At 37.5% G+C, this 12746-nt stretch carries 10 protein-coding genes and 1 other RNA gene; 1 reads left to right on the top strand and 10 read right to left on the bottom strand.

What is annotated here, in order from left to right; translation table 11 throughout:
* Nucleotides 1–108 precede the first annotated feature (108 nt).
* The 3 genes from ACLLO5_RS04575 to ACLLO5_RS04585 form a co-directional block, all read right to left on the bottom strand.
* On the bottom strand, nucleotides 109–492 hold the full coding sequence (locus ACLLO5_RS04575) for a DUF4346 domain-containing protein (protein WP_413174302.1): 384 nt from the start codon (nucleotides 490–492) through the stop codon (nucleotides 109–111).
* A gap of 369 nt (nucleotides 493–861) precedes the next feature.
* Nucleotides 862–2070, bottom strand: a complete 1209-nt coding sequence (locus ACLLO5_RS04580; RefSeq protein WP_413174303.1) for a GNAT family N-acetyltransferase — start codon at nucleotides 2068–2070, stop codon at nucleotides 862–864.
* A 447-nt stretch (nucleotides 2071–2517) separates the two neighbouring features.
* Nucleotides 2518–2703, bottom strand: a complete 186-nt coding sequence (locus ACLLO5_RS04585; protein WP_413174304.1) for a hypothetical protein — start codon at nucleotides 2701–2703, stop codon at nucleotides 2518–2520.
* A gap of 61 nt (nucleotides 2704–2764) precedes the next feature.
* Between ACLLO5_RS04585 and ACLLO5_RS04590 the strand changes: the two genes are divergently transcribed.
* Nucleotides 2765–4819: an ATP-binding protein gene (locus ACLLO5_RS04590; protein WP_413174305.1), complete on the top strand. Its 2055-nt coding sequence runs from the start codon at nucleotides 2765–2767 to the stop codon at nucleotides 4817–4819.
* A 266-nt stretch (nucleotides 4820–5085) separates the two neighbouring features.
* On the opposite strand, the gene ACLLO5_RS04595 is transcribed toward ACLLO5_RS04590, so the two are convergent.
* From ACLLO5_RS04595 to corA, 7 genes are all read right to left on the bottom strand, one after another.
* The gene (locus ACLLO5_RS04595) at nucleotides 5086–5865 is read right to left on the bottom strand and encodes a D-Ala-D-Ala carboxypeptidase family metallohydrolase (RefSeq protein ID WP_413174306.1); all 780 of its coding nucleotides are present in this window, start codon (nucleotides 5863–5865) and stop codon (nucleotides 5086–5088) included.
* 179 nt (nucleotides 5866–6044) lie between these two features.
* Nucleotides 6045–7106, bottom strand: a complete 1062-nt coding sequence (locus ACLLO5_RS04600) for a Gfo/Idh/MocA family protein (protein WP_413174307.1) — start codon at nucleotides 7104–7106, stop codon at nucleotides 6045–6047.
* A gap of 66 nt (nucleotides 7107–7172) precedes the next feature.
* A complete protein-coding gene (rnc, locus tag ACLLO5_RS04605) occupies nucleotides 7173–7898 on the bottom strand; it encodes a ribonuclease III (RefSeq protein ID WP_413174308.1) in 726 nt (241 codons plus the stop codon).
* 74 nt (nucleotides 7899–7972) lie between these two features.
* Nucleotides 7973–9928, bottom strand: a complete 1956-nt coding sequence (locus tag ACLLO5_RS04610) for an ATP-binding protein (protein WP_413174309.1) — start codon at nucleotides 9926–9928, stop codon at nucleotides 7973–7975.
* A 207-nt stretch (nucleotides 9929–10135) separates the two neighbouring features.
* Nucleotides 10136–10568: RNase P RNA component class A (gene rnpB / locus ACLLO5_RS04615), an RNA gene on the bottom strand.
* Between the two features lie 135 nt (nucleotides 10569–10703).
* A complete protein-coding gene (locus tag ACLLO5_RS04620) occupies nucleotides 10704–11420 on the bottom strand; it encodes a hypothetical protein (protein ID WP_413174310.1) in 717 nt (238 codons plus the stop codon).
* A gap of 43 nt (nucleotides 11421–11463) precedes the next feature.
* Nucleotides 11464–12603, bottom strand: coding sequence for a magnesium/cobalt transporter CorA (gene corA, locus ACLLO5_RS04625; RefSeq protein WP_413174311.1), 1140 nt, complete (start codon nucleotides 12601–12603; stop codon nucleotides 11464–11466).
* Nucleotides 12604–12746 lie beyond the last annotated feature (143 nt).

Here is a 12746-nt window from a genome sequence, read left to right on the forward strand (position 1 = left end):
GGGATTGGTAATTGGTAATAGGGCTAGTAACAGTTTAAACTCTAACCAATTACCCATTTCCTACATTAAATACGAAAAATAGACTACAGTGTCGCCTGTCACCTCTCCTTAATCCTGTACGTAATCCTTCCCTGTCACCAAAGCAACTTCAGCCCGGACAAATTCCCTACCCAAATAAGCAGCATGATCTAAAAAAGTAACAGGACAAGGTTGAGTTTCTTCAAAGATTTTCACACACAATTCTTTCGCTGTCCGTCCGCTAAATACTGTAGTGTGAGTTCTCTCTACCTTACCCCGTGCTGGAATCACTTTACCTGTTTCTGGATCTACAGCCAAACCACGATCATCAATCACATTTGTGAAATGTTTGGCATAAATCAACCGATCATTGCAGTCGATGTAAATAATGAAATAGCCGTTAGGGTCAAGGTCAATATGTCGCTGTGAAAGTTTATCATCAATGGCCGTTAAATCATCAAGTATTAAATCCATACCCATTCCAAAAAGAGAAATTATTTCAACAGTTTTTTTTACATTACATTTCCAGTGTAATTCTTACCTTACCTTTTTATTCAAAATTACAAGCGGACACTAAATATTTATTCCCTACTTTTGAAGTTACAGCGTAGCACCGCAGGGCGGAAATCAAAAGTCAAAAGTCAAAAGTCAAAAAACTTATTCTATAGGCCTTTCATTGACTTGGAATGGTCGGTTTATTTACGCCGTGCTGTACTATAGCGGTATGCACTTGAATGAGATACACAATTAAGTCAAAAATCCATACACTAAAAGACTTTCAACTCTGTTCCCTGTTAAGAGTTCCCTGTTCCCTGCTATAGTGCAGAATACCCCAAGCAGATTTTACTGCTGATCGCTGACCGTTGACCGCTGACTGCTCTTTTCAGCAAAAGGTAACTCTGCGTTAATCGCTTTCATTTCCTCCTCTTCCATTTGATTCACCTCCAAGATATAGGGACGTAAGATTTGTCCTAAACGATTATTGTAAAAGCGGTGTAGGCTGTAATTGGGGGTAGCGGGAAACCCACGGCGTTTTTTATGTCTTCCACCTGCACCGGGATCAAAAGTTTGGATACCATGTGCGATCGCCCACTCAATTGGTGCATAATAGCAAGCATCAAAATGCAAGCAATCTATTTCCTGAAAACTGCCCCAATAGCGTCCATACAGTTTGTCATCCTTAAATAGACAAAATGACATCCCCACAGGTTGATGCTGATTATATTCACTATAAGCACCGAAAAACACCACTCGATGGCAATAATTATGAAATAGTTGTTCAAAAAACCTTTTGGTTAAATATTTACTGCCCCACCAACCAAACTTATCACAGGTATCAGCATAAAAATCATACATCAACGGAAACAGCGACTTAGGAATTTCATCCCCAGTTATTGCTTGCAGTCGTAAACCTGCCTTTTCTACAGCCTTACGTTCCCGCTTAATATTCCGTCTTTGATTAGCATTGAATACTTTTAAGTAATCATCAAAAGTTTGAAAATTAGCATTTTCCCAAACATAGTTATAGTGTAACCAAGGCGTAAAACCTTGTCTTTCCAACACAGGCCGCCATTGGGGATCAACATAGAGAAAATGACAACCAGAAATCCCATATTTAACGCAAAAAGCATCAATCTCATGCACCATTAGCGCAGTGATTTCTTCCTCATCTTCCCCCTCTGCAATTAAAAAGCGATAGCCTTCAGCGGGAGTAAAAGGTGACATTCCCAACATTTTTGGATAATATTCTACCCCAATGCGAGAAGCTAATTCTGCCCACTGATGATCAAATACAAATTCACCCTGACTATGCCCTTTTAGATACAGTGGGGCAGCACCAATTAATACTCTATCTCGCCATAAAGTTAAGTGATTTGGCAACCAACCCGCATTCGCTGTAGCACTGTGGGAAGTTTCCATATTATTCAGCCAATCCCACTCCAAAAACGGTGTTTTTAGGGGCATAGCCAAAGCATCCCAGGCTGCTTGAGGAACTTCGGTAATTTTATTAGTCCAAACAACAGAGTAATTCGGTTTGAATTTTTTCAGCATCGTGTGGCTTTGAATATCTACTTTGAATATCTAAAAGTTAGCAAAAGCTTTATTTAGCGTAATACATCGCCACTGGTCGTTGCAGCCAATCATGGAAAAAAACTTCCAGTACAACTGTGTAAACTTCTAGCAACAACCAGCATTTAAGCAGTTGTTGAAAGAATTTAATATCCGGATTGAGGTTTCTAAAACTTGAAAGCACTATATGAAGAGGCTGAGGAGATTTATTTTATTTCTCTGTAGTAACAATGCTGGGTTTTATATGGTAAGCTGTTGTACCGTAAATACAAAGCGTAATAGCATCATACAACAGTGACTAAGCTAAACAAACCATAAACTTCTGATTAACTCTTGTATTCTGAACTTCTTAATTGTAACTGTGAAACTGCTTACGTAAATCCTAAAGAAATCACAATTTTATACCTTTAGGAAATTACAATAAAGTTCTCATAACTTCATACAGCAGTTTGCGTAGTTAGGAGGTACAACATCTAAATTCAAACCTATACACAAAGCCAGTTTTATTCCTGAACGGCAGTTGCTACAAGTCGGGGAACCCGCCCAACGCGCTTCCTCCTCCTGACTCCTGATAGCGTGGCGTAAGCCATATTCTGCTGTAGTAAAATGCCTCATTTAGCTAAACTCATCGCATATCGTTATTATTGTGGTTTGCAGATACGAAGTGAGAGACTCGATGGCTAAGTCCCGTCAATCGTCCTTTCGACGAATTTTAGTAACTAGAATATTACTACTATTTGTCCCAGTTTTACTAATTGGGGAAATGGTTACACTCAATAAGGCACGTTCCAGCCTTCTGACAACCGCACGTCAAAATCTAACAGACAGTGCTATTAACAAAGGGGAAAAAATCACTGATGATATCGCTGCACTGAAAGCTAATTTATTGAGTGCCAGTCAAACAAAAGCTGTTCAGTCTGGATCATCATATCAAGCGCAAAAATTCCTCACTCAGTTAGCCGAGCAATTACCTACTAAAATTGATTGCATTCAACTTCAAACTCTCCGAAAACATAAAATTATTGCTAGTAGCTGCGGCGATCAAACAATTGCTGAATTGCCAATATCATTTACTAATGATGAAGTGCAAATTACTGCTATTTCACCACCCAAACCAGGAACAACTGGTAAAAAAGACCAAGTTAATCAACTGCAATTACTGTTATCAGCACCAGTGTATAATCAACGAGGAAATTTAGCTTATACCTTAATTATCAAAACTACATTACATCACCAAATTAAAGATCGGCAAGGTTCACTGATGGGTTATTTGGTAGTAATTGCTGAAGATGGTACTATTTTGGCTAATTTATCACCTGAAAAAATCGTAACCAATCTTAAGAATCCTGCACATATTCAACAAATACAAGACATTATTAAAAATGCCCTTCAAGGAAATAATGACTCTATAAATATTAATTTGCCAAATGGACAAGAATCAATCATTGGTTATACAGCAATCCCTAATCCGATTACACAACAAAAACAACAAAAATGGATTATTTTAGCTGTTGCTAGTGTCAAAGATTCCCTGTTGGGTTTAAATGAAATCAAACTGATTCTCATAGTATTAACTGCTGGTTTAATTGGTGCGAGTTTGTTAGTGTCTTTATATTTAGCACCTTACTTAGCTAGTCCTTTAGAAGAACTCAGAGACTATGCTTTAAATATTCACAGTCACCACGCTGCACAACCAATTCCTAGAAACTTTAAAATCCGGGAATTTAATCAACTTGCTCAAGCACTAGATCAAATGGTTGAACGACTCAAAGCATGGGCAGAAGAACTAGAAATAGCTTGGAAAGAAGCCAAATCAGCTAACATTGTTAAAAGTCAGTTTTTGGCGACAACTTCCCATGAATTAAGAAACCCACTAAATATTATTATTAACTGTGTTCGCTTGGTTAGAGATGGTTTGTGTGATGACCGAGAAGAAGAATTAGAGTTTCTTCAGCGAGCGGATGAAACAGCAATTCATTTGTTAGGAATTATTAATGATTTACTGGATATTTCCAAAATTGAAGCTGGTAAACTTTCTGTAATTACGATGCCTTTGGAATTACGTAAATTATTACTAGAAGTGATTAATTTACAATCAGTTAATGTTCAACAAAAGGGGCTACAATTAAAATGTGAAATTGGTAATGAACTGATACCTGTGAGGGCAGATGAGCTAAAACTTAAACAAGTCCTGATTAATATTATTGGTAATTCTACTAAATTCACCGACAAAGGTAGCATCGTTATTAGTACGGAAATTCGCCATAATAATGGCGCATCTCATGTGATAATTTCTGTAAAAGATACGGGTATAGGTATTGATCCTGAGCAACAAGGTAAGCTGTTCCGTCCTTTTGTGATGGTTGATGGTACAACTACACGCAAATTTGAAGGTACTGGATTAGGATTGGCAATTTCCCGGAACTTAATTGAACTGATGGGAGGAAAAATAACTCTGGAGAGTTTGGGTTTGCACCACGGAACAACGGTAAAAATTATATTACCTTTAATTGATATGTCTCTATTATCTGCATCTGGTAAAAAGGGAGATTTAGGTAATCATGAACGCACTTCCATTAATGAGGTCAAAGGTACTAATTATTCTCACTTGTTGCCAGATAAATCTTCAGAAATTGACAATTTTTCTTTAGGGGAATTAAATACCGAATCAGTTGATAGTAGTGAAATAAATTTAGTTTCACAAAAAGGGGAAAAAGCAACTACGCTATAGTATTTTCCCCTGTTACCGAAGAAAGGCAGAGGGCAGGAGGCAGGAGGCAGAAGGAAGAAAATACAATTTTTGTCCTCTGCCAAAAGGGTTTAAAGCCCCTAAATTTATTTATGCAAAAAATAAAAATATTTTTTCCGAGACGCACAGCGCAAGGAAAAATACGTCCTGATTAAATCCCCTAAATTTATTTATGGGGATTACCTCCTGCCTCCTGCCTTCGTCCTCCTGCCTCTTGAAATTAATTGATTAATTGCCGCTTTGAGCTATTAATAAGGAAAAATAATTCTGCCACTAGGTCTAGTATCTCCATGAAAAAATCCTTTATTGCGCCCCATGAAGACAGCATCTCCCAAACCTGTAAATTGAGAAGCTTTTAAAACTTCCCAAAGTTTCCTAAAGTCTCCGTTCATGGGCTGCATATCTAGGGCGCGGAAGTAAATATGTTGGCTATTGCTAACACCACCAACACTTCTGTTTACTGCTGGTGGACGGTAGCCAGAAGTAATCCTAATGGGTGAATCAAATTTTTCTCTTACTCCTCCCCAAACTTTTGCTAGTTTAATTGCATTTGCGACATATTCTGAACTAGTGGGAATGCGAGTACAATCTTTGGTTGCTTCACCCCAAGTTAGAGGTATACCTTCTACAATGTATTGGTTGGCATATACTATTTCACCTCCAGGAAGTTTCATTGTTGAACCGGTACGTGAGCCAGCAGATGGATTAATGTTGACTTCTGAGTTGGTACTTTCTTCTTGATCAGAGCCTGTTTCTTCGTTACCCTTTAACTCTAGTAATTCCTTAACGGTTGTCACTCCTAAACCTAAAGGAAATTCTAATTTATTCTCTTCTTTAAATTCGCTGAATGCTTGTTTTGTTAGTGGTCCAACAATCCCATCTACCTCGATTTTTAAGATTTCCTGTATTTCTTTAACCAGGGCTGGGTGTGCATCAGTAATAAATATAGCGGGAGGGTTGAGTTTAACAAACTCAGATAGGGATTTGATATTTGCAGGGTTGTTGGAGTCTGGAGAGTTTGATGTCATAAGTTTCCTCTTTTAATGTGAAGTTTTTACCTAAAAAAGTAAGAATTCAGGAGCCAGAAGTCAGAATGTTTGAGAAATTGGTTAATTATCAAATAGGTATTTGGCGTTAGGCTGAAAAAGCTTACTGCTGATGGCTTATAGCTGAATCCTGTCCTGAAAAAAACTAAAGGGGCTGATTATCAACCATTACTGATGTTGATAGATTTTCCTTTTTGATTGAGTGATGTGGTTAAAGCACTGAGAATTACTACTAACTCTCTTCCTACCCAACCAGAGGAAATCAGTGAAGGTGTATTCTGAATCACAGAATAAACAAAGCGATCGCACACTTTTCCCAAAGGTTCAGCTTTTTCAATTTCCACCACTTCTTGACGTTGATTTACAGGGATAAATGAATTTCCCTCTTTGGCAAATTCACCATGTATCAAAGTTAACGGTGAGGAAGCTGACATTTCATCAAAAATTAAACTTCCTTTACTACCCACAATCCCTAAACGACGCTGTTTATCAGGATTCAACCAGCACAGGTGAACGTAAGCTTGAAAATTATCTGGATACGTCAGTGTCACCCAAACTAAATCAGCTAAACCTTGGTGTTCAGGTAATTTGCTCATGGAGTTTTCCCCCACTTCCCTATTTTCCTGTAACCAAACTGTACCCGTTGCTTGTACTTTTATAGGTAATTTACCCAACCAATTGTTAAAGATAGCAATATCATGAATTGCTAAATCCCATAAGGCATCAACATCTTGGCGAACGGGACCCAAATGAGTACGGGTAGCATAACCATAACGTAAATCACCTAGCTGACCAGCTTGAACCACTGTTTGACCTTTTTCCACTGCTGGGTGAAATAAATAAGTGTGGTCAACCATAAGTATCAACTGCTGAGACTCTGCTAATTGGCAAAGTTCCCGACATTCTTCTGGGTCAAGAGTGAGAGGTTTTTCCGCCAAAACATGATATCCCTGCTGGAGAGCATCTTTAATTAAGGCATAATGAGTAGTAGCGGGGGTTGCGATCGCCACGGCTGTGAGTCCCGCAATCTGTTTTACATACTCCCATTCCGTTGTTAATAATACATTTTCATCTAAATCAAACTGTTGTTTGATTTTTGTCAACCTTTCTTTATGTGGATCTACTACAGCCACTACACTGACCTGGGGATGTGCGAGAAAATTCCGCAACAAATGTACTCCCCACCGTCCAACCCCGATAACTGCAAGTTGAATTTTAGTCATTAGCCATGATCTCCCCTGCTCCCCTGCTCTTTTCTCTGTCACCTGTTACCTGTTACCTGTCACCTCTTATTTGTCACCTGTGACTGCTTCACTAACTGTCAAATAAGCTACTTTAGCAGCTGCTTGTTCAGCCGCTTTGATCGAGCGTCCCTTACCTTTTCCTAACATTTTCTCATGCAACCAAACTTCAGCCATAAAACGCTCATGAGTACGGTGGGGTTGATTGACTTCCACAACTCGATACTCTGGTAAAACTTTAAATTGTGCTTGAGTCCATTCTTGCAAAGCCGCTTTATAATTGAGTCGAGCCGGATCAAGGCGAATTTCTTTTGTGAGTTCTTGGAAGTGGGGATCTAACCAAGGACGTATCAATTCTAAATTATGAGTGCTAAGGTAAAGCGCCCCCAGTACCGCTTCAAAAGCATCTGCTAGACGTGACTCTTGACCAACGTGATCAGCAGTAGCACTACCAGCAACTAGTAAGTATAATTCTAAACCATATTCTCTTGCGAGTTGGGAGAGAATGCGATCGCTCACCAACACCGAACGAATAGCCGCAAAATCACCCACTGAACAATCAGGGTAATGTTCCCATAACACCACAGCCGCCACCAGCCGCACTACCGCATCACCAACAAACTCCAGTTGTTCATAATTTGCCGACTCAGAAACCGTAGCGTGAGTTAGTGCCAAATCAAGTAAAGGCCACTTTATCGGACTATCTGGTGACAAACCTAACTTTTGGACTAAACTTTCAAGTTGCCGTTGACGACGAGGATAAACGCGGGACATTAGGTAAGTATGGAAAAAAGGGGCTAATAACTCTTAACTTAGCATTAAATTATAGGGTATAAATACAAGGCACACTATTTATTTGATGGTTTTTTAGAAATCTGTTTCATTCTATTCAAGAAATTAATATCATTTTCAATAAAAAATTTCTCGTTAGGATTTTCAGCATTTTCTAACGCCAAATTCAAATCTCTTTCTGCTTCTTCTAGCAATTCTCGGCACATTTCCCATGCTCTTGCCTTTGTTTTTGGATTGTTGTTACGATCTCTACCTGCATCTATACATTTTTTTGCCTTATCAATTCTAGCAGTTGCACGTTTTTCTAAAAGTGTAGAATTATGAGCTAGATTAGGATACTTTAAAATAGATTCGCCCACAAATTTTATCACATCATCTGGTTCACCTATCTTTTTAAGATTGACAACTGCTTTGGCAATTTGACCTTCTTCTATTTTACCAGATATAGCAACAGATAAGGCTTTATTTGCTAGGCTTTGATATTTAATATTGTCTTTATCACCAGCAAGTATTTCAGCAATATTGATAAGTGTATTAGGATTGATTAGATAAAAATCTAATTTCTTTGTTTCCAAAAAATTATAAAGTTCATTGGGAAGTTTTAATTTGGCAATAACCTCACAATATAAATCTAATGACCTAAAATTGTACAAATCTTTTTCTAAGAGTCTTAAAACTTGAATTTTAGCTTCTTGATATTTTTGTAAAATAACTTTGTCTTGAATTTCTTGTAATTCTCTAATAATTTGATGTCTTGGGTGTGCAGGAAGAATACAAGTGAGACTTTCTGGTTCAATTTCAAAGATTGGTTCGGGACATCCTTCTTCTCTCATTGTCCGAATAATAGTTGGGATACCCTGACCTTCTGATTGAGCTAATTGCAGTTTATTAAATAAGTAAGCAAAACTCTGATTTCTCCATTTAGGACTGGCTTTTCCTTGCAAAAACTTCTCTTTATCAACTCCCCAATGTAAAGTTCCTGGAGATTTAATTTCTATTCTGTCTGCAAAGACGGTAATCCTTATAGGTTCAGGCACTTCATAATCACGGTGAACAATAGCATTAATTACTGCTTCTTGTAAAGCACGCTTAGGATACTTAACTTGATTTGGTTTACTGCTGGTTTTATCAAATGCAGTGTAGGCTTGTGTATTTAATAATTCTATAGATTTCTTTGCTTGCTCAATAATTGTTCCTGTTAATTCATAACGTTCTGCTGTTGGTTCACTACGATCTGAACCTTTATATATCGAAAGAATAGTATACGCTTCTGGAAATATTGCTGTAATACTTGTTTTTTTTCCAAACATTAATAAAGTGAAATTTCTGGGACGTAATATACCATCTAAATTTGTCCGCACAAATAATGGAGCAACTAGTTCTGCTATTTGTTCTCTATCAGAAAAGTAATCCTCTAATGATTTTTCAGGAAAAAGTAACCCCATTTCCTGCATACTATCTCTAAATAAAAGTACATCAATATCAGCTTGTGTAGCAGCATAATTTATACGTTTATCAAAATATTCTATTTTTTGTTTTTTTATTAAAAGTTGCGTCAAAATGCCATTTTTTGCTTCTCTATTTTCTCTGCTGATACGAACATAATGTTTAGACGTTTCGCCATCTCTGTATACATGAGCATCTGAAGTTGCTAAAACTACAAATACTAAAATCCTTGTGCTGTTATTTTCAGGGTTTTCCATTTCATGGACAATTGGCGATAAGGCTGGATGCACACGATCACGACAATGTTGAGTTACCTTACCTTCGATTTCCTTTAATTTATTTGCACTCAGACCTGTATATTGAATTTTTGGAAAACCATGTTCATCCTTTATCTCTTTTGCACCACAAACAACATATCCACCACCAACGTTGGAAATATCGTTGGCAAATGCAGAAATAGTTTTTACTATTTCCTTGATTATATTGATATCATCTCCATTTTCCTTCCATTCTACCCTCTCACTTTCTCTAACAGAAAGCTCTTTTAAATCTATGTTTAAGTTCATAAAGTGAAAATTCGTTTGATTGTGTGTTTACCATTATAGTTTTTTCACACTTTTTAACTATTCAACCTCTATAAATTGTGTGAACATATCCAGTTTATCCTATACTTAACTACTATTGAGCGATCGCCTCTTCCTCAAAAAAACTAACAGTCACCACCATGAAAAAACGAACTACGGAAAAATCAACATCCATAGTTCATTAAAAAAGAGAGAGAGCAGGACATAAGCCGGGTTCTGTTCTCTTACGAGGGCGGTTATCTATCTGGGACGCTTGTTACCAAACGCCTCTAGCGGCTCTTTCTTAACGGAACTGGTAAAAGACCAACCATAGTTCCTCTGGCCTTGCTCCCAACCGGGGTTTACCGAGCCAGCACCTCTCGATACTGCTGGTGCGCTCTTACCGCACCTTTGCACCCTTACCAAGATTGGGGATCGGGGATTGGGGATCGGGGATTGGGAAAATTCTTCCCCAGTACCCAGTCCCTAGTACCCAGTCCCCAGTATTGGCGGTATCTTTCTGTGGCACTATCCTCACGATCGCTCGCACTGGACGTTATCCAGCAAGTCTGGTCTTTCGGGAGCCCGGACTTTCCTCAAACCAGTCTTAATGACTGATCTGCAACCACCTGCGCCTACTCTCTCCTACATTCAGTTTAAGCCTTGATAGCCCCTTCTGTGTTATTTCATTTATCAGGGAACAGGGAACAGGGAATAGATAATAATTTATTCTCCCCTGCTCCCCTGCTCCCCTGCTCCCCTGCTCCCCTGCTCTCCATCACTTTTTCTTATTCCAAGGCAAAGCATAAGTCCAGTGTAATTTTTCAATAGTAAACGGACAATTGATAATTGATATTGGAGGAACATTTAAACCCGGAGCTAAACCAACACGCAATTCAGATATTCTCAGCACCAATTGAAAAGAAAATTCTACTTTCTTTTTACGATCCATAAAATCTTTGTATAAACCCTTTAAATCCTTATTATTCTTCATACCAACAATGTCAATTAAAGGCTCTCCTGTTTGATATGTTCCTGTATCTTTATCCCTTTTTAAAACATCTTCTGCTGTCACTTTTTCAGACATTGATTTTTTCGGAGCGATAATAGTTGGAACTTGTGGTATTGCTAAATCACGACTGAGGTCTGGAGATTTGCGAATCACTCTGCGGGATTTTTTAGTATGTTCAACAACCCAAGAACTATTATCCCAGTCCACATATACCGCTAAACTTTCTGATTTATTATCAATAGTAATTGACATTTCTTTCAAATTGTCTTTCAATTTATCCAAAGAATATGTGCCTGTACCGAAGGAAATCCCTACTTTATTTTCAAGATTTTGTTCTTTCAATTGTTCCTCAACAGCACTTTTTTGGAAATTTAGCATTACCATGTCGTCGATAGATTCAATCATCCGATTGACCGTGTAATATATTCCTAGAATATAAACTGTCAAAATAATTAGATTTTGATCACCACTTTGTACTGCCATAGAACTGTTAATAAACTCCCTGTATGATTTTGAAACTTTATGTTTACTTAATTTGAAATGAATTAGATAGCCAACCCTTTTGCCAAAAAAATATCATTAACCCACCAGATATTAATGCCATCAATCCCAGACATAATGGATATCCCCAATACCAATTTAATTCGGGCATATTATATGGTGATTTTTCAGTATTAAAATTCATCCCATATATTCCCGCCACAAAGGTTAGCGGAATAAAAATTGATGAAACTACCGTTAGTAATTTCATGATTTCATTCATTTTATTACTAACTGCTGAAAGATAGACATCCATTAATCCAGAAGCCAATTCTCGGTAAGTTTCCACCATATCCATAACTTGTACAGTATGATCATAACAGTCTCTTAGATAGATTCTTACATCATCACTAATTATTTGACTACTATCTCTAATCAAAGAATTAATTGCATCCCTTTGAGGCCAAATTGCTCGACGTAATTGTAATAATTCTCTCCTAATTTTGTAGATTTGTTGTAATGTTTGCGGCGTAGGCTTAACAATTACCTCTTCCTCTAATTCTTCTATGCGTTCTCCATAGAGTTCTAGGACTGGAAAAAAACCATCAACAATCGAATCCAATAGAGAATAAGCTAAATAGTCTGCTCCTTGTTTACGAATTATGCCTTTGTTTTTTTCAATTCGTGTTCTTACTCCGTCAAAACAATCATATTCCGGTTCTTCTTGAACTGTAAGTAAATAATGTTTGCCCAAGACTAAACTTACTTGCTCACTATGAAAACCAAAGTTTCTTTCTTTTGGTACTACCATGCGAGCGATAATCAATAATTGGTCTTCATAGTCTTCAATTTTTGGACGCTCTGCCATATTTACCACATCTTCTAAAACCAGAGGATGCAAATCAAAAACCTGCCCCAATCTTTCTAAGATATCTCGATTTCCTAAACCTTGAACGTCAACCCAAGAAACTGATTCAGTATCTAAATAATTATTACAATCTTCTGGGTTGTTTATTTGTACACGAATCAATTCTGTTTGGTTGTAATCAATCAAAATAATATTTGGCTGGACAGCATTTTCATCAATAATTATTGTGCCTGGAATAGTTCCTGGTTGGTGATAATAGTCTTGTATAGACGTGAGTTTATTGATGTTTTTAGGAAGACGGCGAATTTTTTTAATCATCAAATTTTACCTATTTTTGAGCAGTCACCAATTAGCAATCCGCTTTTGATCACGAAACTAACCTCAGTTTATGTCACCTGTCACCTATTCCCTGTTCCCTGTATAAAAAACAGTTTGCCTTTTTGTCAAGACAAACTGTAGAA

Source organism: Anabaena azotica SJ-1 (assembly GCF_047275885.1).
Classification (GTDB): domain Bacteria; phylum Cyanobacteriota; class Cyanobacteriia; order Cyanobacteriales; family Nostocaceae; genus Trichormus_B; species Trichormus_B azotica_A.